18 protein-coding genes are annotated in these 24,776 nt (G+C 60.1%); 8 read left to right on the top strand and 10 right to left on the bottom strand.

Annotated elements, in window-relative coordinates; genetic code table 11:
* Nucleotides 1–36 precede the first annotated feature (36 nt).
* The 4 genes from proB to gpt form a co-directional block, all read right to left on the bottom strand.
* Nucleotides 37–1,140 carry a glutamate 5-kinase gene (gene proB, locus CK910_RS09940; protein ID WP_098982613.1) on the bottom strand — a complete coding sequence of 368 codons (1,104 nt, stop codon included), beginning with the start codon at nt 1,138–1,140 and terminating at the stop codon, nt 37–39.
* Between the two features lie 208 nt (nt 1,141–1,348).
* On the bottom strand, nt 1,349–1,741 hold the full coding sequence (gene crl, locus CK910_RS09935) for a sigma factor-binding protein Crl (protein ID WP_043138124.1): 393 nt from the start codon (nt 1,739–1,741) through the stop codon (nt 1,349–1,351).
* A gap of 62 nt (nt 1,742–1,803) precedes the next feature.
* On the bottom strand, nt 1,804–3,072 hold the full coding sequence (gene frsA / locus CK910_RS09930) for an esterase FrsA (RefSeq protein WP_043138123.1): 1,269 nt from the start codon (nt 3,070–3,072) through the stop codon (nt 1,804–1,806).
* A 119-nt stretch (nt 3,073–3,191) separates the two neighbouring features.
* Nucleotides 3,192–3,659: a xanthine phosphoribosyltransferase gene (gene gpt / locus CK910_RS09925; protein WP_042866764.1), complete on the bottom strand. Its 468-nt coding sequence runs from the start codon at nt 3,657–3,659 to the stop codon at nt 3,192–3,194.
* Between the two features lie 928 nt (nt 3,660–4,587).
* On the opposite strand from gpt, the gene CK910_RS09910 reads away from it, so the two are divergent.
* Nucleotides 4,588–6,039 carry an aminoacyl-histidine dipeptidase gene (locus CK910_RS09910; RefSeq protein ID WP_098982608.1) on the top strand — a complete coding sequence of 484 codons (1,452 nt, stop codon included), beginning with the start codon at nt 4,588–4,590 and terminating at the stop codon, nt 6,037–6,039.
* Nucleotides 6,040–6,713: 674 nt separating this feature from the next.
* On the opposite strand, the gene CK910_RS09900 is transcribed toward CK910_RS09910, so the two are convergent.
* The 5 genes from CK910_RS09900 to CK910_RS09880 all read right to left on the bottom strand — a co-directional run bounded on the left by CK910_RS09900 (nt 6,714) and on the right by CK910_RS09880 (nt 12,868).
* A complete protein-coding gene (locus CK910_RS09900) occupies nt 6,714–7,715 on the bottom strand; it encodes an ABC transporter ATP-binding protein (RefSeq protein WP_098982605.1) in 1,002 nt (333 codons plus the stop codon).
* Nucleotides 7,712–8,770, bottom strand: a complete 1,059-nt coding sequence (locus CK910_RS09895; protein ID WP_098982603.1) for an ABC transporter ATP-binding protein — start codon at nt 8,768–8,770, stop codon at nt 7,712–7,714. Before CK910_RS09895 ends, CK910_RS09900 begins: the two co-directional genes overlap by 4 nt.
* A 25-nt stretch (nt 8,771–8,795) precedes the next feature.
* Nucleotides 8,796–10,613, bottom strand: a complete 1,818-nt coding sequence (locus CK910_RS09890) for an extracellular solute-binding protein (RefSeq protein WP_098982600.1) — start codon at nt 10,611–10,613, stop codon at nt 8,796–8,798.
* 82 nt (nt 10,614–10,695) lie between these two features.
* The gene (locus tag CK910_RS09885; RefSeq protein WP_172955286.1) at nt 10,696–11,739 is read right to left on the bottom strand and encodes an ABC transporter permease; all 1,044 of its coding nucleotides are present in this window, start codon (nt 11,737–11,739) and stop codon (nt 10,696–10,698) included.
* A 103-nt stretch (nt 11,740–11,842) separates the two neighbouring features.
* The gene (locus CK910_RS09880; protein WP_098982595.1) at nt 11,843–12,868 is read right to left on the bottom strand and encodes an ABC transporter permease subunit; all 1,026 of its coding nucleotides are present in this window, start codon (nt 12,866–12,868) and stop codon (nt 11,843–11,845) included.
* A 733-nt stretch (nt 12,869–13,601) separates the two neighbouring features.
* Here CK910_RS09880 and CK910_RS09875 point away from each other — a divergent pair.
* From CK910_RS09875 to CK910_RS09845, 7 genes are all read left to right on the top strand, one after another.
* Nucleotides 13,602–16,157, top strand: coding sequence for a TonB-dependent receptor (locus CK910_RS09875; protein WP_098982593.1), 2,556 nt, complete (start codon nt 13,602–13,604; stop codon nt 16,155–16,157).
* Between the two features lie 109 nt (nt 16,158–16,266).
* Nucleotides 16,267–17,031, top strand: a complete 765-nt coding sequence (locus CK910_RS09870) for a DUF3450 domain-containing protein (protein ID WP_098982590.1) — start codon at nt 16,267–16,269, stop codon at nt 17,029–17,031.
* Entirely contained in the window at nt 17,028–18,401 is a 1,374-nt protein-coding gene (locus CK910_RS09865; RefSeq protein ID WP_043138097.1) for a MotA/TolQ/ExbB proton channel family protein, read from the top strand. Before CK910_RS09870 ends, CK910_RS09865 begins: the two co-directional genes overlap by 4 nt.
* Nucleotides 18,402–18,411: 10 nt before the next feature.
* Entirely contained in the window at nt 18,412–18,939 is a 528-nt protein-coding gene (locus CK910_RS09860) for a MotA/TolQ/ExbB proton channel family protein (RefSeq protein WP_098982588.1), read from the top strand.
* 67 nt (nt 18,940–19,006) lie between these two features.
* A complete protein-coding gene (locus CK910_RS09855) occupies nt 19,007–19,414 on the top strand; it encodes an ExbD/TolR family protein (RefSeq protein ID WP_010633018.1) in 408 nt (135 codons plus the stop codon).
* A 16-nt stretch (nt 19,415–19,430) separates the two neighbouring features.
* Nucleotides 19,431–20,066: an energy transducer TonB gene (locus CK910_RS09850; RefSeq protein WP_043138091.1), complete on the top strand. Its 636-nt coding sequence runs from the start codon at nt 19,431–19,433 to the stop codon at nt 20,064–20,066.
* An 11-nt stretch (nt 20,067–20,077) separates the two neighbouring features.
* The gene (locus CK910_RS09845) at nt 20,078–21,313 is read left to right on the top strand and encodes a tetratricopeptide repeat protein (protein WP_098982586.1); all 1,236 of its coding nucleotides are present in this window, start codon (nt 20,078–20,080) and stop codon (nt 21,311–21,313) included.
* A 324-nt stretch (nt 21,314–21,637) separates the two neighbouring features.
* Here CK910_RS09845 and CK910_RS09840 read toward each other — a convergent pair whose 3' ends face one another.
* The gene (locus tag CK910_RS09840) at nt 21,638–24,673 is read right to left on the bottom strand and encodes a glycosyl hydrolase family 18 protein (RefSeq protein ID WP_441296863.1); all 3,036 of its coding nucleotides are present in this window, start codon (nt 24,671–24,673) and stop codon (nt 21,638–21,640) included.
* Nucleotides 24,674–24,776 lie beyond the last annotated feature (103 nt).

Below are 24,776 nucleotides of genomic sequence, written 5' to 3'. Positions count from 1 at the left end.
TAAATGGCCCATGATCGCCGTAGCGAACCGGCGGCCTTACAGCAGCACCATATCATCTCTGTGAATGGCCACGGCGCCATAGCCATAGCCCAATATCTGTTCTATCTGATCCGAGTGAACACCCCGCAGCTTCTCCAGCTCCAGATGGTCGTAACGGCAGATGCCGCGGGCCAGCTCGACGCCCTTGGGATCGAGAATGCGCACCACGTCGCCGCGCACGAAATCCCCCTTCACTGAGACTATGCCCTTGGGCAGCAGGCTGGAGCCCTTATCCTGCATGGCGGCCACGGCGCCCTGATCCACCTGGACTTCACCGTGCGGGGGCGGGCCGGCCAGGATCCAGCTCTTGCGCCCTTCCAGCGGCGAGGCCAGCGCCGGGAACAGGGTGCCGATGCGCTCGCCCTTGGCGAGACGGCCTATCACCTCCGGCATCTGGCCGGTGGCAATCACCACCTTGACCCCGGCCCGCCGCGCCACGTCGGCCGCCTGCAGCTTGGTCGCCATGCCACCGGTACCGAGGCCACCGACGCTGCCACCCGCCAACTTGCGCAGTGTATCGTCTATGGTCTGCACCTCTTCGATCAGCTGGGCATCCGGGTTGCTGCGCGGATCGGCGGTGAACAGGCCGGTCTGATCGGTCAGCAGGATCAAGAGGTCGGCATCGGCCAGAATGGCGGCGCGGGCGGAGAGGTTGTCGTTGTCACCCACCTTGATCTCGGCGGTCGCCACTGCGTCGTTCTCGTTGATGACCGGAATGATACGGTGATCGAGCAGGGTGCGCAGGGTATCGCGGGCATTGAGGTAACGCTCCCTGTCTTCCAGATCGGCGCGGGTCAGCAACATCTGGCCGATGTGCAGCCCATAGAGGTTGAACAGATCCTGCCATACCCGAATGAGCTGGGTCTGGCCAACCGCCGCCAGCATCTGCTTGTTGGGCAGGGTAGGCACCAGCGGGGGGTGACCCAGATGTTCACGCCCGGCGGCGATGGCCCCCGAGGTGACCACCACGACCCTGTGGCCGTGACGGTGCAGGGCCGCACACTGTCTGACCAGCTCCACCATGTGGGCACGGTTAAGCTGGGAAGATCCCCCGGTGAGCACGCTGGTGCCCAGTTTGACGACTATGGTTCTGTTTTCCATGGGAGCAAGAAGGCTGAAAAGTAAGGAATCCCTTTATACCCACGGCCCTGTTGCCCTGCAAGGCAATTAAGCCCGCAAGCGCTGCGTGGACCAGGGAAGCTTGCCCTGTGGCAAGAGGCGGCAGGCTTAAAGAGAGGAATGGATAACGGCGGGCAGCGAGACAAGATGGCCCTGCGAGTGAGTGGACGGCTCGCAGGGCATCAGTACATCAGGCGGCGGTGACGGTCAGCTCGTTGGTCACCTGCTCGGCAGGGGAGAGCCGACACTCAAGCGAGGTGAGCTTGTCACTGATGAGCTTGTAGAAGCGGTTGAGGGTGCGATCGACTTCCACCTGATGCTTCTTCGGGATTGGCTTGTTGATCCAGGCCCCTTCCGCATTGTAGAAACCGACCTGATAGTGATAGCTGAAGCTGTGATCCTGCTGCTCCAGCACCAGCCACCAGCCCCAGAACTCCCGCTTGTCCGGCGCCGGTTTGGCGCTGACGCAGACGGAGAGACAGTCGAAACGGTAACGCCCCTCTTCACACAGATCTTCACGTAAATAGGGGCCAATCGCGGCAAACTGCCTCAGCAGTCGCTTGTAGGTCACTCTTTCTGACATGTTAACCTCCCTGTTGAACAAGCCACATCATCCTGGGATGACGTTATTTTTTTAGCGCTATATCATGTACATAGGTGTTTTTTAAGCCAGTCGACCATCTCTTTCAACGCCTCGTCATACACCTCCAGCAAGGGTTGCTTGTCGAACACCACCGCCTTGCCATTGCGGCTGGCGGACGCCAATGCCCGTACATCCTGCTCGGGACAAATAAAATCTTTCTTGTGTCCGATACTTAGTATCGGCACGGGAGTGCGAGTCCCCAGCAATCCTTGCGTCTTGAGGGAAAATACCTGGCACTTGGTACGCAGCGACTCCCACTGGGCCGCGTCGGCCCCCAGACGATTCGCCAGCCCGTCGCGCATCATGCGCGGGCAGCGGGCGAACATCTCCTGATTGGTGAACACCTGATTGACGCCCGCCCCTATGCAGACCACTGTCCTGAGCTTGAACGGCTCGATGAAGGCGAGACGCGCCGCCACATTGCCCGCCAGACGAAAACCCACCATGGCGATGCGCTGATGATCGACCCAGGCCACCTCTGACAGGTGGTTCAGCACGGCCTGATGCAGCCGGCTGGTGTCTTGCACCAGTGGCCAGTGCTCGGCATAGCCGATGCCCGGCATATCCAGCGACAACATGCCGATGCCGTTGGGTTCCAGGCATTTGAGATAGAGGTTGAGGAAATCGACCTGCAACGAGTCGATGCCGCCGCTGACGATGACCAGGGGCACTGGTTTGTCCGTGGTCGGCAGATGCAGGTAGCCCTGAATGCTCTTGCCACGAAATGGCACCTGTATCTCTTTGAGGGGCACCTTGAACAGGCGGCCCGCCTCGCGGTAGGCCATGTTGCCGAGCAACTGGGCCTGATCCGCCAACTCGTCATTCTTCAGATGGGGATAACTGGCGATGGAGTAGTAACGCACCGCCCTGAGCAGATCCTTCAGGGCTGCCGCCGAGTCACCCTGCTCCACCAGGGCGCGGCCCTGATTGAAGTAACGGCCGGCCAGCTGGCTCCACTCATAGACCCAGTTGCCGGACACATAGCCCTTGATGGTATCCAGGTAACGCTCGTGGGTGCGTTCCCCTTTTCCCATGGCGATGCAGGCCAGCGTCTGTTCCACCTCGACCGGATCCGCCCCCTGCCAGGCCCAGGTTGGCCGGCGCAGCAGACGATACCAGCGCGACGACATGGAGCCATCGATAAAGGTCTCGTCCAGATTGGCATCTTGCTCTTCCACCGGGCTGCTGTTGGAGATCTCGGAGGTCTCCAGCACCTTCTTGACCCGGGTAAACAGCTTCTCGGTCAGGTTAAGGTCGTCGTTCAAGTCCAAAGTAATTACTCATACGGTCAGGCAATGGCTCCATCTTAACCACTTTTCCCGCCCGGCAGCCAGTTGCACCACAAAAAAACAGGGCTCCATATAGGAGCCCTGTGAAGCTGATTCAGTGCTTACTCTTCGTCGCAGATAGGCTGGGCAAACTCCAGCGCCATGTCCCAGGGCTGTTCGATCCAGGTGTCCTGCGGGATGGCGACTTCGAAGTCATCCAGCAGCTGCTCACCCATGGGCTTGGCGAAGATGGCGATGAACTTGGCCTTGGGGTAGAGCTCGCGGATCGCCTTGGCGGTAGTACCTGTGTCCACCAGATCTTCCACCACCAGCCAACCTTCGCCATCACCGGCCGTGGTCGCCGCTTTGACAACCACCAGCTCGCGCTGGCTGTTGTGGTCGTAGCTGGAGATGCACAGGGTTTCGACATTACGGATGCCAAGTTCGCGGGCCATCAGCGCGGCCGGTACCAGACCACCACGGCTGACCGCTATGATCCCTTTCCACTGGCTGACAGGCAGTTGACGACGGGCCAGACGGCGCGCTTCACGTTGCAGGTTATCCCACGACACGTAGAATTTTTTTGGCATGTTATCGATCTCGAAGAGTTATATAAAACAAGTACTTAAAAAATAATCACCTCGCGTTTTCACGCGCGGCTGAGTCAATGCTGGCGCCCCTGCTTCCCGAATTCGGCTTGCACGTTGGCGGCCTCAGGGCTGGTACCTCGGCAGCAAAAACAGATGCAATGAAAGCAGGATGGGCATAGCTGGCGGCCATGTCGTTTGGAGGAAAGACCGCAGACAGGCTGTTGGGCCGGCATGATAGCATCGTTTGCGGATAAATTGACTGGCAAACGTATGCGAAATGCAGGAAAAAGCATCCCGCCCCCCTGCCATCCCGCCCGGCGTCAGGCATACGCCCACGCATCCCCACACCGCTCCCGCCCGTTGCAGATAAAAAAATAGCAGGGGGAGGATGGCATCCTCACTCACCTGCTGCTTCACATCTTGCTGCTTGTCCCCGGCGGGGCGCCCCTGCTTAGCGGTAAGCGAAGGGATTCGGGTAGCTATAACCCTGGGTGTAGAGCGATTGGGCAAACCAATAGGTTGAATTGCTGCCTGACATAGTAAAACTCCTGATTGCTTAACAAGTTACGTACCTTTATGCGGGCTCAGATCCTTGAACAGACACTCGGTTCCATGGAGGCGCACTTGCTTTGCTTCGGTTCCCTGGAGGCATTCATCGTCATCCTGACGGGTGGCGAACCACGGCCACCAATTTACCAGCCGGCGCCATAAACACAATATTTTTGTGACGTACATCACACAATTTCTTTTGTGCTGGGCATTGTCACCTCAACCTCGGCTGTACGCTGCGAACAACCCGATTACCAGCACAAGCCGCGCGCAATTTGCGCTGATCGCTCACATTTTTGTGTGATTGACTGTATTATCGTTATCCTCTTCCTCGGCCCTCTGGGCCCGGTCAATTTCCGTGCTGGTAAGGAGTCCCGACGTGGCACAGCTTAGTTCTCTCTCTCCCCAACTGATTTGGCATTTCTTCGAACAGATCTGCTCCATCCCCCACCCTTCCAAGCACGAAGCCCGTTTAAGCGCCTGGATAGTCGAGTGGGCCCAGGGGGAAGGCCTGGCGGTCAAGCAAGACGCCGTCGGCAACATCATCATCAAGAAACCGGCCACGCCGGGGATGGAAAACCGCAAGGGTGTGGTACTGCAGGCCCATATCGACATGGTGCCCCAGGCCAACGCCGACACCCAGCATGACTTCACCCAGGATCCCATCGATGCCTATATAGACGGTGACTGGGTGACTGCCCGCGGCACCACCCTGGGCGCCGACAACGGCATGGGCATGGCCGGCTGCCTGGCCGTGCTGGCCGACAAAAACCTCAAGCACGGTCCGCTGGAAGTGCTGCTGACCACGGACGAAGAGACCGGCATGACGGGCGCGTTCGGGCTGGAAGCGGGTTGGCTGGAAGGCGAGATCCTGCTCAACACCGACTCCGAAGAAGATGGCGAGGTCTACATGGGCTGCGCCGGCGGTGTGGATGCCAATATCCGCTTCCCGCTGGAGCTGGTTGCCGCCACCGAGGGCGAAGGGTTCGAGCTGCAGGTGAAGGGGCTGCGTGGCGGTCACTCCGGCGTCGATATCCATCGCGGTCGTGGCAACGCCAACAAGCTGCTGGTGCGTCTGCTGAAAGCCGCCGAGCCGTTGGGCCTGCGTCTGGCCGAGATCCACGGCGGCACCCTGCGCAACGCCATCCCGCGCGAAGCCCGTGCCAAGCTGCTGGTGCCCGCTGCCCACGTCAATGAATTCAAGGCCCTGGTCGACCGCTATGCCGGCATCTACCAGAGCGAGCTGGCAGCCACCGAAGCCAACCTGACTGTGCTGCTCACCGCTCAGGAGAAACCGGCCAAGCTGATGAGCGAAACCCTGCAGACACGCCTGCTGGACTCCCTGATGGCCTGCCCGAACGGTGTGATGCGCATGAGCGATGCCATTCCGGGCGTCACCGAGACCTCCACCAACCTGGGCGTCATCAAGACGCTCGACGGCGAGGTGTATGTGCAGTGCCTGATCCGCTCCCTCATCGACTCCGGTCGCGAGAGCGTCGAGCAGATGACCCGCTCCCTGTTCAATCTGGCCGGTGCCAGCTGCGAATTTACCGGGGCCTATCCTGGCTGGGCGCCGGATGTGGACTCCCCCGTGATGGCGCTGGTACGCAACAGCTACCAGACCCTGTTCGGCGAGATGCCCAACGTCATGGTGATCCACGCAGGCCTGGAGTGCGGCCTGTTCAAGAGCGCCTATCCGGACTGGGACATGGTCTCCTTCGGCCCGACCATACGCGGTGCCCACTCGCCAGACGAGAAGGTACACATCCCGGCGGTCGAGCGCTTCTGGCAACTGCTGGTGCACGTGCTGGAGCAGATCCCGGCCAAATAAGGCGCCGGTTCCTCTGTACCCGCAGTCGACCTGATGCATACCCCGCCAAGTGCGGGGTATTTTTTTGCACGCATGTGGCCGCCACCGCCAGGCACACCTGGCTCCTGAGGGTCGCCTTCCTTTCAATACCCTGGCCCTTCATCTGCCCATCAGGGATCACTCCCGACCCGCCATGGTGCCCTGAGTGGCTCTGAAACCGTCTCCATAAACAGAACTGGGTTTGAAAACCCTTTCCATGATTTATGTAAATTTACCACACAAAAAGTTGATCCAGCTCACATAAGGCCATAGGATCAAATTGTGACCCAGGTCACACACTACAACTAGATAACAGAGCGATGAGGTGAATATATGTTTGAGAACCTGGCAGTACTGTTCCACCTTAAGGGTGCAACCAGCAAGAAAGGCGCCGTAGAGAAAGACACCTACGCCCCGTCAACCCGTGAGTATTACTTCCGTTACGGTGCCTGATGCATCGGAGAAAGAGATCTAACGTAGTAAAATTACACACATCATAATCATTGCAACAGCCATCCCCTCTCGGGGCCGCTGTCCTGCCCTGGCCAGATGTTCCACGGCCAAACCTGAACTCCAACCATGAAGATGGGGCCCACAGGCCCCATTTTTTTATTGCTTGTCTCCCGTGCCACTCTGTTGCGATGCGGGCACCGGCATCATATCGCCTTTCCCAGAGGCACAGCCTCCGCCTCCGCCAGGGGGAAGTGGCAGGCCACCTGATGAGCCGCCCCGTCACAGATATGCAGGCTCGGCGCAGTATGACGGCACAGATCCGTGGCATAGGGGCAACGCTGGTGAAAGTGGCAGCCGCTCGGCGGCGAGATGGGGGACGGCACATCGCCCGTCAGCAGTATGCGCTGGTTGCGACGGCGCGGATCCGGCACAGGAATGGCCGAGATGAGTGCCTGGGTATAGGGGTGGCGTGGCGCCAGATAGAGCGATTGAGCCTCCGCCAGCTCGACGATCCGTCCCAGATACATCACAGCAATGCGATCCGAGATGTGTTTCACCACCGACAGGTCGTGGGCGATGAAGATGATGGCCAGGTTCATCTCCCGCTGCAGGCTGAGCAGCAGGTTGATAATCTGGGACTGCACCGAGACATCGAGGGCCGACACAGCTTCGTCGCACACCAGCAGCTTGGGCTTGAGGGCGATGGCCCGGGCGATACCGATACGCTGACGCTGACCGCCGGAAAATTCATGGGGGTAGCGATCCACCGCACTCTTCGGCAGGCCCACCTTGTCCAGCAGCTCCAGCACCCAGGCTCGCCGCTGCTCAGTGTTGCCCTTGCCGTGGATGATGAAGGGCTCCTCCAGGATCTGGCCGACCGTGTGGCGGCTGTTGAGGGATTCTGCAGGATCCTGAAACACTATCTGCATCTCCTGGCGCAGAGAGCGCATCTCCCGGGGCGAGAGATGGGTGATGTCCCGCCCCTCGAAGCTTATCTGGCCTGCGGTCGGCTCGAACAGCTTGAGCAGGGTACGGCCCAGGGTGGACTTGCCACAACCTGACTCCCCCACCAGCCCCAGCGTCTCCCCCTGTTTGAGGTCGAAAGTGATGCCATCCACCGCATAGACACGATACTTCTTGCGCAGGAAACCACCGCCAAGCTGGAAGTGCTGTTTCAAATCCCGCACGGACAACAACGCCGTCATATCGTCAACTCCTTCCAGTGATGGCAGGCCACCCCATGCCGGGCACCGAGCTGCTCGGTCGCCGGAATGACTCTTATGCAGAGGTCGGTGGCGTGGGGGCAGCGATTGGAGAAGCGGCAACCCGCTGGCATCTCATGCAGAGCGGGCACCTGACCCTTGATGGTCTTGAGCAGGCTCTTGGGGACATCTTCCAGTCGCGGGATCGAGCTCATCAAGCCATGAGTATAGGGATGGCGCGGGTGGTCAAACAGCTCATAGACATCCGCCTGCTCCACCGCGCGACCGGCATACATCACCACCACCTCGTCGCACAGCTCGGCCACCACACCGAGATCGTGGGTGATGAAGATGATGGCCATGCCGGTCTGGGCCTGCAGCTCCTTCATCAGCTCCAGGATCTGAGCCTGAATGGTGACATCCAGCGCCGTGGTCGGCTCGTCGCAGATGAGCAAATCCGGCTCGCAGGAGAGCGCCATGGCGATCATCACCCGCTGGCGCATGCCGCCGGAGAGGTTGTGAGGATAGACGGCAAAGCGCTGGGCCGGCTCCGGGATCCCCACCTTCTGCAGCATGGCGATGGCCGCGGCTTTGCGCTGGGCCCGGTTGTAATCGGGTCTGTGCAGGCCGAACACCTCCATCAGCTGATCGCCCACCGTCTGCACCGGGTTGAGCGCCGTCATCGGCTCCTGAAAGATCATGGAGATGCGGTTGCCGCGCACCTTGTACATCTGATCCGGCGCCAGGGTGAGCAGATCCTCTCCCTGAAAGCGGATGGAGCCAGCCACCACCTGACCGTGGGGCTTGGGCAGCAGCCCCATGATGGCGAGCGAGGTGACGCTCTTGCCACAGCCGGACTCACCGACGATACCTAAGGTCTGGCCCGGGGCCACCTTGAAGCTGACCCCGTCGAGCACCTTGATCTTGCCGTCGTCGACGGAAAACTCCACCTCGAGATCGCTTACCTCAAGAATGGGGGCCTGGTTCTGGCCATTATCAGCGGTGAACTTCACCCCGTTATCCGGTACGTCGAGGATGGGGGCCTGTGTGTTGGACATGACTGCTGCTCCCTGCTCAATGGCATCAATGATGTGCATAGGTCTTGTCGAGCAGGGTGATGGGCGCCAGCGCCTCGTCCGCGTCCTTGGCTTTCAAGGTCGCTTCCTTCACCTTGGGATCGAGCCAGAGCAGACCGCCGCTACTGTGGGGATAGCCATCCATGGGCCAGTAGAGCAGATCCGGCGTGTTCTTGGTGGCGGGCACCTCGGGCAGCATCACATGGCGCCAGCTGCTGGCCCGCACATAGTTGAGCTGCACCCCGGGCACGAAGATGGCGAGATCATAGATCCGCTGCTGGATCTGTTGTGAGAGTTTGGCCCGCGTGTCCATGTCGAATTCGACGTTGTAGGCGTCGATCAGCGCGTCCAGCTCCTTGTCCGCCACGTTGAACAGGTTGTTGGTCTGCGGCTTGTTGGCGTTGGCGGAGTGGAACGACTCCCAATACTGTGGGTAGAGACCACCGCCAGCCCAGCCCATCCAGGCCGCCTCGTGTTTCTTCTCCAGCATCACCTTGAAGCCGGTGGCGCCATCCACCAGATTGAGCTCCAGATCCAGACCCGCTTTCTTGGCCTCTTCTTTTAGCACTGTCAGTCGCTTGGAGTGCTCCTGACTGGTATAGGTGAGCGCCAGCGTCAGTCGCTCGCCCTTGTCATTTTGCAAAATGCCGTCCGGCCCCGGCTTGGCGTAGCCGCCCTTGGCAAAGTACTCCCGCGCCTTGCCGATGTCATAGGCCCGCTCCGGCAGCTGGATGTCGGTGAACTCGCCAAAACCCGAGCCGAAGGTGGTGGCTCTGTCATAGTCGCCACGCAGCACGGTTTCGATCATCTTGTCGATGTTGAAGGCTTGCTGGATGCCGAGCCGCACGTTGAGGTCAGCCAGCTTGGGATTGGCCACATTGAGGTGCAGCCCCTGACCGCCCTGCTTGGTGTCTGTCATGGCCATCACCTTCTGCACGTACCCCTTCTTGTACTCCGGGGTGACCGCTTTTTCATGCCACCAGTTGGGCAGTATCATCTCGAAGGTATCCAGCTCCCCTTTCAGGAAGTGACGGAAGGCGATGTTGTGGTCGCGGATCACCTGCACCTTGATGGTGTCGAGGTTGAATCTGTGCTGGTTGTAGCGATCGTCCTTTGCCCACCAACCCTGCTGCTTGCTGAAGGTGACCGACTTGCCCTTCTTGACGTCGCTGATCACATAGGGGCCAGTGGTGGGTGCTATAGCCCAGTTGTACTGCTTCACCCAGTTGGGGGTCAGCTTGTAGTAGTGCCTGGGCTGAGGGTACAGCTCTGTGGTGTTGAGCAGATCCAGCTTGGCCTTGCGGTTGCCCGTTTTGACCAGAATGGTGTGGTCATCGATCTTCTCTACCGCCACCACTTCGGTGGTGTAGTAGTTGTTGTACCAAGGGGCGCGGATTTCTTTTGAGCGCATCATCTCGTAGCCGAAGGTGTAGTCGTCGGCATTGACCGGCTTGCCGTCGGACCATTTGGCCCGCGGATCCAGCTTGAAGTAGACGGTCTGATTGTCTGGCGCTATGGCCCAGTGGGTGGCCAGCGAGGGTATGGGGTTGCCGGTATTGGGGTGGAAGCTGATGAGCCGCAACTGGTTGTCCTGAATAAAGGAGCGGAATGCACCGTTGGAGTCGGGCCCCACGGTGCGGAACGTCAGCGGAAAGCTGTCGACAAACATGTTGAGGCTGCCGCCCGGCAGCGCCTTGGGGGAGGCGAACACAGGATCCGTGTCGTTGGTCTCCCATTTGAGATCCGCAGGCAGGCTGGCCGCCCACACCCAGGATCCGTTCACCAGCACAAAGAGAGCACCTATCCATTTGATTTTATTTTTCATGTTTGACTTCCAGGTCTGGCCCCTGCACTGGGGGCTTCTCAATTAAGGGTTGGATACACACGGCGATGAAGCATGCCGCGTGTCACTGATAACGGGTAAATTTGCGCGGGTCGAACGCCTCGCGGATCGCCTCGCCGATGAAGGAGACCATGATCAGCACCAGACTCACCGCCGCGACGACCGAGCTGACGATCCAGATGGCATCCAGGTTGTTGATGCCCTGGGAGAGCAGCTCGCCCCAGCTCGGAGTCGGTGGTGCCAGCCCGAAGCCCAGATAGTCCAGCGCCGTCAGGGTCGAGATATTGCCCACCACGGCAAACGGCGCCAGGGTGACTATCATCATCAGGGTATTGGGCAGTATGTGGTTGAAGATGATCCGTTTGGTGCTCGCCCCTTGCGCCCGCGCCGCCATCACATAGTCCCGCGCCCGCTCCTTGTAGGTGAGGGTGCGCATGTACCAGGTGATCCCCATCCAGCCGAACAGCACGTTGATGCCAACAAACAGGCCGAAGTTCGGCTTGGCCAGCGACACCAGGATCATGATGACGTAGAGAAACGGCACCTGGGACCAGATCTCGATAAAGCGTTGCAGGATGAGGTCAAACCGCCCGCCGAGAAAACCCATCATGCAGCCTATGCTGACCCCGATGGCATAGCTGGCCGCCAACGCGATAAAGGCAAAGCCGATGGCAATGCGAAAGCCATACACCAGCCGCGCCAGCACGTCACGGCCGCTGGTGTCGGTGCCGAGGAAGTGGCGCTCCTCGGCGCTGGGGGCGTAGGGCGGATAGGCATCCTGCTTGAAATCCTGCTCATAGGGGTTCCAGGGCACAGGGGGCAGCAGCACCCAGTCGCCCTTGCCTTCCTCTGCGAATTTGGCCTTCAGCTGGCGGTAGTTGGTCTCGTACTCGTAATCGAGCCCGAAGTGCTGGCCCGGGATCACGTCACCATAGGTGGGGAAGTGGAGCTGGCCCTGATAGCTCACCATCAGCGCCCGGCTGTTGACCAGCAGCTCCGCCAGCAGGGAGAGCAGCACCAGGGTGGTAAAGATGACAAAGGAGTAGTAGCCGCGTTTTATCGACTTGAAACGCTTGAGTTTTTTTAAGGTGACCGGGTTCATGTTCACTCTCCAAACCGCACGCGGGGGTCAACAGAAGGTGCAACGCAGATATCGGAGACGATATGGCGTGATATCAGCATCGGCATGACAAGAGAGATAGGGTTCATGCTCACTCTCCAAACCGTACGCGGGGATCGACCAGGGCAACGCAGATATCGGAGACGATATTGCCCACCAGCATCAACATGGAGGTGATGGCCAGTATGCCCATGACGGTGGGGTAATCCCGCTCGACGATCGCCTCATAGCCGAGCAGGCCTATGCCGTCGATGTTGAAGATGGTCTCGATGAGGAAGGAGCCGCCGAAGAAGACGGTGAGCACGGACCCCAGGTGACTGGCGATGGGGATCAGGCTGTTGCGCATGGCGTGATCGGTCACCGCCTTGCTAAACGGCAGCCCCTTGGCCACGGCGGTACGCACGTAATCCGCCGACAGGTTCTCCATCAGGCTGTTCTTCATGGTCATGGTGAGGATGGCAAAATCCCCGATGGCGTAGGCGATAAGCGGCAGCAGGGCATGGGCGAAGACGGTACGGATCTGGTCCCAACTGCTCTCCATGGAATCGAAGTCGTCCCCGGGAAAACCGCCCATGGGCAGCCACTCCAGATGGAAGGCGAAGACTGTGATGAGGAAGATCCCCACCACGTAGGCGGGCAGCGCATAGGCCATGTAGATGAGCATGGAGCTGAGCGAATCGAAGCGGCTGTTGTGCCTGAGGGCCTTGGCCACCCCGAGCGGAATGGAAACGGCATAACTGAGCAGAAAGGTCGCCAACCCGAAGAAGGCGGTGACCGGCAACCTCTCCTTGATGAGGCCCCACACCGGCTCGTAATAGCGGGTCGATTCGCCGAGATCCAGCACGGCCAGCTTCTGCAGCCACTCCCAATAGGCGATCAGCATGGGCTTGTCCAGCCCGTAAAATGCTTTCAACTCCTCGATCTGCTCATCGGAGAGCGCCTGGGCGCCCTTGCTGCCACTGGAGCGTCCGGTCTCGTTTTGTGACACCTGCGCCTGCAGCAACATGCGTTCGACCGGGCCGCCCGGCACGAAACGGGTGATGGTGAAGACGAGCAGGGTGATACCGAGAAACGTCGGGATGATCAAAAGCATCCGACGTAAGAAATACGACAGCATGGTGAAACCTCGTCCTTGTTGTTCTTTTATGGCCAGTCACATCCGGTGACGGGCCTCTCCTTCCTGGCATTACTCACTGGATAGGCTGTTATTGGCAGACAATCCGCTGGGTCACTGTAAAAGCTCTGCAACAAAAATCAAGTAGAACGAAGAGGGCAGCATCTGCCTTTGGCAAATAGCAGAATTTACTGTGAGTTTTTTATGAAAACCCCAACTTCAAGATAAAAAACTACTCACAGAGCAATTCAACCATCGTTTAAATTTTAAATTAAAATAATAAAAAACAACCACAAAAACAAAAATGCTTTATTAAACATGGCATTAAATGAAAACTCGTTAATTTACCCTATCTATATACACAAGTTTTAATTTCGCCAAACACCAAGTCTGAACAGAAACACAACACACCACAAAAACAGCTAATAATTCTATATAAGCAGCCTTTCACAAGATAAATATCAAGGGGACAGATCCCTTATCGATAAGTTCAAAATTAATCAATAAAATGGAAACACATCGATTTAACACCGATTTCACATCGTAAATGAATGCCAAGTCAGAATTAAAAACTGGCAATGGCGAACTAATAAAACATAGTCATCTTATTGCCCACCCCTACCCCATCCATACCGCCTCAATTGACGTCCACATCGAAAGCTTGATAAGCCTTACGCATCGCTCCAACGAGGGCGGTATGGAAGCAAACAAAAAAACAACCAGGAAGGATATAGCGATGCTTAGGAAAAGCAGACTCTCTGCTGCCGTTGCGTTTGCCTTGGCGAGCGCGGCAGTGGTAGTTACCCCCGCCATGGCCGAAGAAAGCCAAAACGTCGAAAAACTGCAGAAAATCAAGGTTACCGGCTCCCGCATCTCCCGTGTCGAGGTGGAAGGTGCCACCCCGGTCGTCGCCATCACCAAGGCCAAGATCGAACAATCCGGTCAGCAGACAGTGGCCGATTACCTGAAACAGGCCTCCTACAACTCCTTCGGCAGCATCTCCCCCTCCTCCGGCAGCTCTGCTCAATCCCAGGCCACCGTTAGCTTGCGTGGTCTCGGCTCCGAGCGCACCCTGGTGCTGCTCAATGGCAAGCGGGTCGCCGGCTCCCCTTCCATGGGGGGCAGCTCCATCAACCTGAACTCCATTCCCATGGCAGCCGTTGAACGGGTGGAAGTGAACCTGGATGGCGGCTCGGCACTGTATGGTTCCGACGCCATCGGTGGTGTCATCAACGTCATCCTGAAACAGGATTATGAAGGGCTGGAATTCCAGGGTCGCATCGGCTCTCCCACCGAAGAGGGCGGCGACGAGAAGAGTGGCTCCATCGTCAGCGGCATCACAGGGGAGAAAGGCGCCCTGATGATGGTGTACGAGCACGACGTCAAGGACGAGATCTACTACAAGGATCGCGACTATCTGGCCCGTGAAGGTGCCTCTGCACCCAGCCTGTATGGCCGCAACATCAAGGGCATCGATACCGCCACCGGCAAGACGGTTACCCGTACCCTGGATGGCATCGACTGTGCCAATACCGGCCCCGGCTTCGTGCCGGTCGGTACCGCCTGTCGCTTCGACTTTGCCCAGGTCGCCGCCAAGACAGCCTCCCGCACCCGGGATACTGTCTATGTAAATGGCCGCTATCACATCAATGACAGCGTCGACTTCGTCCCCCAGCTGATCGGCTCGCGGGTCACCAGCTTTGGCCGCTTCGCTCCGGCAGCCGGTCCCTTCTCCATCGACGGCACCACTCCGGGCGGCGCCGAGCTGCTGGCCGACAACGGCTTCATCGGCGAGAAGGCCACCGTTTACTACCGCTTCAGCAACGTCGGTCCCCGTGACAATGACGTCACCGACCTGACCGGCAGCATGAACCTGGGCTTCGAAGGCACGCTGCCGACCGAAGCGGTGGGTGATGTGGAGTGGAATGCGGGTTACATGTATTCCAAGACCGACAACAAGAGCCGCGGCACCGGCTATGTGCTGAACCCGGCGGTCCAGCAGGAGGTCGACAGCGGTAACTTCAAGAACGGCGAGTTCTCCAGTGCCGCCACCGACAGCCTCTCCTACGACACCAGCCGCACCTCCAAGATGGACTTCTTCCAGTGGTACGGCGGTCTGGGCTGGAGCATGGGTGAACTGCCGGCCGGCCCAATCGGCTGGTACCTGGGGGCTGAGTACAACGACTGGGTCTACTCCGACACCTATGACAGCCAGTCAGCGGCAGGCAACGTCATCGGTTCCTCCGGTAACTCGGGTGGTGGCGTACGCGACGTCTTCGCCGCCTACATCGAGAGCCTGATCCCCATCACCGAGCAGGTTGAACTGAACCTGGCCGGGCGTTTCGACAAGTACAGCGATTTTGGCAGTGCCTTCTCACCCAAGGCGAGCCTGCGCTATCAGCCGCTGGACAACCTGCTGTTCCGTACCTCCTGGTCACAATCCTTCCGTGCTCCGGGTCTGGAAGACCTGTACGCGGCCGACGCAGACTCCGCCGACTTTGCCAAGGACTATGTCTCCTGCCAGGCAAACGGCGTGGCCAATTGCCCGGAAGAGCAGTACACCACGGTTCGTCAGTCCAACAAGAACCTGAAGGAAGAGACGGCTGACACCTTCGGCATAGGTACGGCGTATAGCCCGATCGACGATCTCAACCTCTCGCTGGATTACTACTACATCAAGATCGATGACGTGATCCAGCTGGCAACCACCCAGACCCAGTTCTATCAGGAGCTTAATACCGGCAGCAACCCGAACGTCATTCGCGATGCCAACGGCGATGTCGAGCAGGTCTATGCCGGCATGGTCAACCTGGGGCAACTCAAGACCAGCGGTCTGGATTTCAAGGCGGACTACAAGTACGACTTCGACGTCGTGACAGTGCGCTACGACTTCGGCAGCACCTACATTCTGAAATATGAAGAGGGTCTGTTCGCCGGTGGTCCCATGGTCGACAAGAAGGGCTGGAACGCCAAGCCTGACCTGCGCTTCAATTCAGGTATCGGTGCCAATGTACCCCAGTGGTGGAACATGGACGCCTACCTGAGTGCCAGCTACATCGACTCCCAGAGCCAGGACTACGTGGATGGTCAGCAAGAGGGCCATATCGCCTCCCAGACCACCTGGAACCTGAACGTCGGTGTGGACACCCCCTGGAACGGCAAGCTGCAAGCCGGTGTGAAGAACATGTTCAACGTAGGCCCCTCGCTCTCCAGTGACGGCTTCACCTACGAAGAAGAGCTCTACAGCATCGATGGGCGCATCGTCTACCTCGACTACACCCAGAAGTTCTAATCAACCTCGTTGATATACAACCCAAGCCGGCCCGGTCGGGCCGGCTTTGCCCAAGGTTCCAAGGAAGTTACGGAGATAGGGTAATCCTATGAAGACAAGGACAATTACAATGAAGAAAGCGCTCCTCGGCAGCCTGGTTTCGGCCGCCTTGCTGACCAGCTTCAATCTGAGTGCCGCCTCTGCCGGTCAGGCAGTGGACGCTCAAGCCGCCACCGACAATGCATCCAAAGTTTCCCAGCAGAAGATCGACAACTACGCCGAGTCTGCCGAGTCTGCCCTGGCGCAGTACAAGGCCGCCTTGCGTCAGGTCGACAGTCTGCGCACCTACAACGAGCAAGTGGGCAAGATGGTCGACTCCCAGACCACAGAGCTGGCCTCGATGCAGCGCCAGATCGCCCAGATCGACCAGACCAGCACCGAAGTGGTGCCCCTGATGCTCAAGATGATCGACTCCCTCGATCAGTTCGTCTCTCTGGATCTGCCGTTCCAGAAGGTCGAGCGGGAGGACCGCGTGGCGGCCCTGACCGATCTGATGAACCGGGCCGATGTCACCATCTCCGAGAAGTACCGCAAGATCCTGGAGGCCTACCAGATCGAGGAGGGCTTCAGCCGAACCATAGAATCCTACAAGGCCAGTCTGGACAAGGCCGGCACCGAGAAGACCTATGAGTTCCTGCGGGTCGGCCGCATCGCCTTGCTCTACCAGTCCCCGGATGGCAATGAGACCGGCATGTGGAACAAGAAGACCCGTCAATGGGAAGAGTTGCCCCAGGAGTATCGCAGTGCAGTAGAACAGGGCTTGCGTATCGCCAAGAAGCAGGCGCCCCCCGCGCTCATCAAGCTGCCGGTTCAAACTGCGGAGAAAACATCATGAAAGGAATCAAACTTGCCATTGCCTCCCTGATCGCGGGAGCCACCCTGATCACCCTGCCGGTGACCGCCGCCGAGAAACCTGTGGACTTGAACGCCCTGCTCAATCAGGTCAAGGCCGCCAGTACCAGCGAATCCCAGCTCAACAAGGAGCGGGAAGCCCGCTTCCTGGCAGACAAGAACGAGCAAGGCGCCCTGCTGGCCAAAGCCAAGGCAGAGCTTGCCGCCGAAACCGCCAAGGGGGAGAAACTCAAGGCCACCTTCGATGCCAATGACAAACAGCTGACCGAGCTGACCGACACCCTGCGCCAGCGTTCCGGCAACATGGGCGAGATGTTCGGCGTGCTGCGCCAGTTTGCCGGCGAGTTCAAGGGGATCTTCAACGCCTCAGCCCGCCGGGTCGAACACCCGGAACAGGCGGCGCTGCTGACCCGCCTGGCAGAGAGCAAGGAGCTGCCCTCCAGCGATGATCTGAGCGCCTTCTGGACCACCACCCTCAGCCGCATGGTCGATGGCGGCAAGGTGAGCCAGATACCGGCGACCGTGGTGTACGGCGAGGGCAACCAGGCCGAGAAGACAGTCACCCAGATCGGTGAGTTCAATACCGTCTCCGAGGGCAAGTACCTGACCTTCGTCCCGGAAACCGGCAAGTTCGAGCAGTTGCCCCGTCAGCCCGACAAGGGGGTGCTGGAGCCCATCGCCGAGTTTGAGCAAGGTGGCGGCGGCGTCAAGCCCATCTTCGTCGACCCGTCCCGCGGCGTGATCCTCTCCCTGCTGGTTCAATCCCCCACCTTCAAGGAGCGGGTCGATCAGGGTGGTGAAGTGGGTTACGTCATCATGGTGCTCGGCGTGCTCGGTACCCTGCTGGCCCTGTTCTGCGGCGCCCGCCTCTCCCTCATCGGCGGATCCATGCGCAAGCAGCTGAAATCCAATCAGATCATCAAGGGCAACCCCATAGGCGACATGCTGGGGGCTTACCAGAACCATAGTGGCGACAACATAGAGGATCTGGAATCCAAGCTCGACGAGATCATACTGCGCAACGTGCCCAAGTTCGAGAAGGGCATCAGCATCATCAAGCTGATCGCCTCGGTCGCACCGCTGCTGGGTCTGCTCGGTACCGTGGTCGGGATGATAGCCACCTTCCAGGCCATCACATTGTTTGGTACCGGCGATCCCAAGCTGATGGCGGGCGGTATCTCCGAGGCCCTGGTCACCACCATGCAAGGTCTGGTCGTGGCGGTGCCCATGCTGTTCCTCTACACCATAGTGCAGACCCAGAGCCGCCGTCTCATCCAGATCCTGGAAGAGCAGAGCGCCGGTTTCGTCGCCCGCTATCAGGAAAATCTGCACGCCGCCAAGGCCGCAGCCTAAGGAGTCACCCATGTGGTTCTGGTTGATTGAAGAAGTCGAGTCGGTCCGCCGGTTTCTGGGATTGGGGGGCGACGTGCTGGTCGCCCTGTTCTTCCTGACCCTGCTGATGTGGGCCCTGCTGCTGGAACGCTGGTTCTACTTCATGACCGTCTATCCCAAGCAGGTGAAGCAGACCAAGGCCACCTGGCTGGCCCGCAGCGATCACCTCTCCTGGTCCGCCAGGCAGATCCGGCGCGAGCTGGTCTCCCGGGTCGCCATGGCGGTGGACAAGGGAATGCCGGTCATCAAGGTGCTGATCGCGCTCTGCCCGCTGATGGGGCTGCTGGGAACCGTGGTCGGCATGGTGCAGGTGTTTGACACCCTGGCCATCACGGGCACCGGCTCCCCCAGGGCGATGGCATCGGGCATCTCAAAAGCGACGGTACCGACCATGGCGGGCATGATTGCCGCCCTTTCCGGCCTGTTTTTTGTCAACCAGCTCGATCACAAGGCCAAGCTGGCGGTCGAGAAGCTGGAAGACAACCTGAAACACGGTTGATGCAGGATGCACTCCCCCGCCGGGCGCGAGTCTGGCGGGGGCACAGAACAAGCAAGGAGTTTTTGCCATGAGAAAACGTCACAGCGACAGCAGTGCTGATGAGGCGGCCATCGATTTGACCCCCATGCTGGACATAGTGTTCATCATGCTGATCTTCTTCATCGTCACCACCTCGTTCGTCAAGGAGTCCGGCGTGGAGATCAACCGCCCGAGCGCCAGCACGGCCGAGACGGTGAAGAAGGGGAACATCATGGTTGCGGTCCGTGAAAACGGCCAGGTCTGGGTCGACAAGCGCATCGTCGAAGTGGGCGCAGTGCGCGCCAACATAGAGCGGCTGCGAGCCGAGAACCCGGAGAGCGCCGTGGTGATCCAGGCCGATACCGAATCCCGTTCAGGTCTGGTGGTCCAGGTCATGGATCAGATCCGCATGGCCGGTGTCCAGAACATCTCCATCGCGGCGAGCAAGAGCAGCTGATGCCGGAGCGAGCACCATGAGATACCTGATATCGTTGGCTGTCTCCTGTGTGGTGGTGTTCTTCCTGTTTCTGGGAATGAACAAGCTCATCACACCGGATCACCGGGAGTTGGTGGAATCCGAAGACGTCAGCATGACCGACTTCATTCGGGTTCGCCCTCAGGAGACACTGCAAGAGAGACAACGCGAGCTGCCCAAACCGCCGCCCCCGAACCGGCCGCCTCCCCCTCCCGAGATGGAAGTGGCCAGCACGGATCGGCCGCAGATGGAGAGCTCGCCGATGGACATGCCCAAACTCGACATCCCGGTCAACATAGGCGGCGGCAACGCCCTCGGTGCCTACAGTACCGGTGGCGGTGGTGGCGGCATGGGTGGCAACAACGGCGCCATCCCGATGGCGACCTTCGAGCCCATGATGCCCCGCAAGGCGGCGCTGGCAGGACTCGCTTCCGGCAAGGTGCTGGTGGAGTTCACCGTCACCGAGCGCGGCACCGTCAGCAACGTGCGGATCGTGAAAGAAGAGCCCCGCAGCTATGACCTCGGCAAGGAGGCGCGCAAGACCATCGCCAAATGGACGTTCAAACCGGCCATGGTCGATGGCAAGGCGCAGGCCACCCGCATGCAGCAAGAAATCGAGTTTGCGGTCAACTAAGGAAGGTGGCGATGAAAAAGTTACATACCCTGATCCTCGCCCCGGTCGCCATGGCGGTGCTGCTTTGCACCGCCAGCTGGGCCGCCGAGCAGCCTGCCCTCTCTGACCGCGCCTACCGCGCGGTCAACAAGGCACAGGCACTGATCACCGAGAAGAAATACGGCGAGGCCAATGCCAAGCTGCAGGAGGCGCTGTCCGGCGCCGGCGAGCGGGTCTACGACAAGGGGGTGATACTGCAGACCCTGGGCTTCGTGGCGGCGCAGCAGGAGAAGTACGGTCAGGCGACCAAGTACTTCGCCGATGCCATCGCCACCGGCGGCCTGCCGCAACCCGTGGCCCAGCAGGTGCGCTACAACCTGGCCCAGCTCTACATGGCGGAGGGCAACTTCAAGGCCTCCATCAGCACCATGAACCAGTGGTTTGCGAGTCTGGGCAAGGACGAGAAGCCGACCCCGCACGCCTACATCACCCTGGCCAACGCCCATGTGCAGCTCAAGCAGTACCGGGAAGCCATACCGGCGGTGGACAGTGCGATCAAGCTCTCCGCCGGCAAGGCACCGGAATCCTGGTATCTGCTCAAGATGGCGGCCCACTACGAGCTGAAACAGTACAAGCCGGCCACCGAGGTGCTGACCGCTCTGGTCGACCGTTATCCGGAGAAGAAGAAGTATTGGACCCAGCTCTCGGCCATGCACATGCAGGCGGGCAACGATGGCAAGGCGCTGGCGGCGCTGGAAGCCGCCTACAACCTCGGCATGCTGACCGAGGCGGCCGAATTGCAGCGCCTGGCCAACTACCTGGCCTTCGCCGGCATTCCCCACCGCGCCGCCCGCGTGATGGAGAAGGCGATGAAGGAGGGGTCCATAGAGAGCAACGCGGCCAACTACAAGGCGCTGGCCAACTACTGGCATCAGGCCAAGGAGCTGGATCCCGCCATCGATACCCTGGCGAGATCCTACAAGCTGGCTCCGGATGCCGAGCTGCAACTGAAGATGGCGCGCATGATGATCCAGAGCAAACGCTATCAGGATCTGGTGGCCCTGGCCGCCAAGCCTGCGGCCAATGCCAATGGTGAACAGCGCGCCGATCTCAAGTTCCTGACCGGGGTCGCCTATTTTGAGCAACAGAAGCCGAAGGAGGCGCTCAGCGCCTTCACCCAGGCAGCCCAGAATGGCAACGTCAGTGGCCGCGCCTCCCCCTGGATCAACTTCCTCAAGGAGCAAGGGGGCGGCGCCGTCACTCAATAAACAAGGCCCCGGCCTAGCGCAGCAGGGTGGCGCAGTCCCCCTAGAGGCGCGAACCGCATGACGGCCCGGCCACCCGGCCTCGGCCATCGCGTCATGGCACCCGGCAGAGCAGGCGCCCTCCCCGCCCGTCGCAGATAACAAGGGGTTCGCCCCGCAGGTTGCCTTGGTGGCAATTGGCCGCTCTTCGGAGCGGTCTTTTTTATTCCCCTCTTTATATATTCCGCCATAAAAAAATCCGGAGCCTGGGCTCCGGATTGTCATGCCGCTTGCTGGTGCTGCCTTGCCACGAATGGCGTCGGCAGCCCAGACTCCATGCAGGGGTTATCAGTAACTACATACCAGCTTCCAGCTGCCATCGGTGGCCTTGGGTTCGCTGCTGGTCCACCAGTTCGCCTGCCATACCACCTTGTTGTTGGTCATGCGATCGCCGCCATTGGCGTGATCCCCTTGCGGCCAGCTCGGATAGGCCTTGTAGGCCGCCGGGTTGACGTTCTGGCTGCTGCAGGTGGCGCCGCCCGGATTCTCGCCGCCACCCGAGCTCAGTACGGCCTCCGGCAGGGTCGGGAACTCGGCCTTGAGCCCTATGGTCTGGCTGCCGCTGATGATGCGCATGCCGCTCGGCACGCCGGCGGCCGGCAGATAGTAGGTCATGGCGACTTCGACCTCGGCACCCGGTGCCAGGGTCTGCCAGCTCGGCAGCGTCATGGCGACCTTGTGGAAGTCCTTCTCGTTGGCGATGCCTTCGGAGTTGTCGTTGCCACCGCTCTCCACCACCTTGAGCCCCATGCCGCTCTGATCCGTGATGCTGTCAGAGGTGGAAGTGGGGACCAGGAACTCGATCCTGGCGCCGCCCGGGATGGTCTGGGTCGACTTGTTGACCAGCTTGAGTTTCGGGTTGATCGGGTAGTTGGAGTCCCCTTCCTTGAAGCCGGAGAGGCTCACGGCGATGTCGAGCTGGGCGGTTGGCGCCGCCAGATCGTTCTGCCTGGTGTTGTACTTGGCTGCCTTGGCGAACTTCTCGTAAGCAAGGGTAGTCAGAGTGCTGCCCATGCCGTACTCGTTCTTGGCCGGATCGAAGGCGTAGTCGCCTGCCATCTCCCAGAACATGACGCCGCCCAGACCCCGCTTGATGATGTAGTCCAGCTTGTGACCCATGGACTCCTCATCTTCGGTGGAGAGGAACACCTTCTTCTCTGCGTTCCACAGCCAGGGCGCCTGCGCCTTGTCATCGTAGTAACGCACGTACTTGCCCTGCATCACGTGGGCCGGATTGTTGGGATCCAGCCCCCAGGCCGTGCCGTAGCTCGGCAGAGTCGTGATGCCGAGGCTGGCCGCGTTCTCCAGGTTCTTGGCATGCCACATGGGCACGGCGCCACCGCCTATCTCCTTGCCGTTCTTGTCCAGATCGTGCCAGATGTTGTCGATGCCGACCGCCCCGTTGCCGCACGGAATCGTGCTGCCACCCGTGCCGGGCTGACACTCGTTCTGGCTCGGCAGGGCCGCCTTACCGCCCAGCCCGTTGCTGCCGCCGCTCACCCCTTGCCAGCCGCGGGTGTAGTAGGGCACACCCACGTTGATCTTGCCGGCCGCCAGGGCGCCACGGAAGTAGTGGGCCGACCAGGCCGCGTTCAGATAACCGATGCCGCCGAACTGGGCCTGGCTATAGACGCCCCAGTGGGAGAGCTCGGGATCGGCATTGTTGTCGAACAGGGCCGCGTTGTGACCGACGAAGTGGTTCCAGGCACCGTGGAAGTCATAGGTCATCAGGTTGACGTAGTCGAGGTACTGGGTGACCTGGAAGTTCTCCATGCCGCGCAGCAGGTAGGCCGACGCCGGCGAGGCTATGGTCAGCATGTACTTGCGACCGTCCTCGGTGCCGGCATTGTCGAGCCGCGCCCGCAGTGTCTTCATCAGCACCTCGTAGTTGGCGAACAGCTTGGCCCGGCACTGGTTGGAGAGCGGGAAGTCGTTGGGGTTGCCCGCATCCTTCATGGAGGTGGGGTACTCGTAGTCCACGTCCACCCCATCGAAGCCGTACTGGCGAATGAAGCTCACCGCCGAGTCGGCAAAGGCGCTGATGCCGGCGGTATTGACCGAGCAGTCACCCTTGGTAGTGGCGGTGTAGAAGCCACGGGTATCGGCCCAGCCTCCCACCGAGATCAGGGTCTTCACGTCCGGATACTGCTTCTTGTACTTCGACAGCAGGTTGAAGTGGCCCTGATAGGCGAATTCCGGGTCCATTTCGGCGCCCGGCACCCCGTTCCAGGTCATCTTGGTGGCGGCGTCGTCCACCTTGATCAGGTGGCTCTGCTCATCCACAGCCGCGAAGGCGTAGTTGATGTGGGTGATCTTGTCCCAGGGGATGTCGCTCACCAGGTAGGAGGGCAGACCGTTCTTGCCGGTACGCCAGGAGGTGAAGTAGCCGATGACCCGGCGGGCATGGTCATCCCCCATGCACTCGTAACCGTCCGGGCGATAGATCTGGCGGATGTCGCAGGAGAGGTTGCCACCTGTGGGCGGCAGGGCCGCCTCTTCCACCTGCACGTCGACCTGGGCCGACTCGCCGCTGAGGTTCTCCTTGTCGGTCGCTACCAGCTTGAGGCCGGCAGCGCCCTTGCTCTGGGGCGTCCAGTTCACCTGCCAGGGGGCGCTGGTGTCTTCACCCACCTTCTTGCCATCCACGTAGAGCTCGACCCTGGCCACGTCGTTGTTGGCATCGGTGACATTGCCACTGACCGCCACGCTGTGACCCAGGGTCACCTTGGCGCCGCTGGCCGGGCTGCTGATGCTCACCCTGGGCGCCTCAGGCGCCACCACGGCATTGACGCTGAAGCTGGCATCCGCCTCGCTCAGCAGCTTGCCATCCTTGTCCAGCCCACGAGATCTGAGTTGATGGGGGCCGACACCGGTAGCAACCCAGCTGGCCGACCAGGGGGATGCACTGCTCAAGGCGACCTGCTTGCCATCGACCAGATACTCCACCTTGACCAGGGCGCTGCTGTTGCCGCTCAGGGTCACAGCGAGCGCCACCGATGCGCCCTCGTTGAAAGCGCTACCAACGGCGGGCGAACTGATTGCCAGTCCGAGCGCCGGTGGTGGCACCTCGCCGCCATAGAGCTTCCAGGCATCGGCCCAGACCACTCCCACCCCGGGGGCGTAGTGATAGGGCGAGGCCCCGCACCAGCCGGAGTAGGGAAATTCTTTGCATTCGTAGAGGGAGCCTGCGTTGCTGACGACATCGCCAGCCTTGTAGGCGGTGCCGGCCTGATAGGCGGGATAAGACGCGGCTTGTGCCCAGGCGGGCATGGCAGCCAGGGCCACCAGCATGGCAAGCCTGCTGGGCCTAAAGGTCTGTTGCATATTGTTATCTTCCTTGTTTTGTCTTGGCATTGGTCACCAGGACAAAGAACAATCGCAACCTGCGTGATGGGGGGCAGACAACTGGCAATGGACCTGCCACAGA

The organism is Aeromonas sp. CA23 (assembly GCF_002587065.1).
Lineage (GTDB): Bacteria > Pseudomonadota > Gammaproteobacteria > Enterobacterales > Aeromonadaceae > Aeromonas > Aeromonas bestiarum.
Note: the sequence above shows the minus strand (reverse complement) of the source record. Positions and strands in the feature narration are given on the sequence as shown.

What these genes read in the sequence shown, in the direction of transcription:
- gpt (WP_042866764.1), bottom strand. Translation starts at nt 3,659, where the DNA reads ATGCCAAAAAAATTCTACGTGTCGTGGGATAACCTGCAACGTGAAGCG.
- CK910_RS09855 (WP_010633018.1), top strand. Translation starts at nt 19,007, where the DNA reads ATGAGAAAACGTCACAGCGACAGCAGTGCTGATGAGGCGGCCATCGAT.
- CK910_RS09860 (WP_098982588.1), top strand. Translation starts at nt 18,412, where the DNA reads ATGTGGTTCTGGTTGATTGAAGAAGTCGAGTCGGTCCGCCGGTTTCTG.
- CK910_RS09845 (WP_098982586.1), top strand. Translation starts at nt 20,078, where the DNA reads ATGAAAAAGTTACATACCCTGATCCTCGCCCCGGTCGCCATGGCGGTG.
- proB (WP_098982613.1), bottom strand. Translation starts at nt 1,140, where the DNA reads ATGGAAAACAGAACCATAGTCGTCAAACTGGGCACCAGCGTGCTCACC.
- CK910_RS09840 (WP_441296863.1), bottom strand. Translation starts at nt 24,673, where the DNA reads ATGCAACAGACCTTTAGGCCCAGCAGGCTTGCCATGCTGGTGGCCCTG.
- CK910_RS09875 (WP_098982593.1), top strand. Translation starts at nt 13,602, where the DNA reads ATGCTTAGGAAAAGCAGACTCTCTGCTGCCGTTGCGTTTGCCTTGGCG.
- CK910_RS09890 (WP_098982600.1), bottom strand. Translation starts at nt 10,613, where the DNA reads ATGAAAAATAAAATCAAATGGATAGGTGCTCTCTTTGTGCTGGTGAAC.
- CK910_RS09870 (WP_098982590.1), top strand. Translation starts at nt 16,267, where the DNA reads ATGAAGAAAGCGCTCCTCGGCAGCCTGGTTTCGGCCGCCTTGCTGACC.
- CK910_RS09895 (WP_098982603.1), bottom strand. Translation starts at nt 8,770, where the DNA reads ATGTCCAACACACAGGCCCCCATCCTCGACGTACCGGATAACGGGGTG.
- CK910_RS09865 (WP_043138097.1), top strand. Translation starts at nt 17,028, where the DNA reads ATGAAAGGAATCAAACTTGCCATTGCCTCCCTGATCGCGGGAGCCACC.
- CK910_RS09850 (WP_043138091.1), top strand. Translation starts at nt 19,431, where the DNA reads ATGAGATACCTGATATCGTTGGCTGTCTCCTGTGTGGTGGTGTTCTTC.
- CK910_RS09900 (WP_098982605.1), bottom strand. Translation starts at nt 7,715, where the DNA reads ATGACGGCGTTGTTGTCCGTGCGGGATTTGAAACAGCACTTCCAGCTT.
- CK910_RS09880 (WP_098982595.1), bottom strand. Translation starts at nt 12,868, where the DNA reads ATGCTGTCGTATTTCTTACGTCGGATGCTTTTGATCATCCCGACGTTT.
- crl (WP_043138124.1), bottom strand. Translation starts at nt 1,741, where the DNA reads ATGTCAGAAAGAGTGACCTACAAGCGACTGCTGAGGCAGTTTGCCGCG.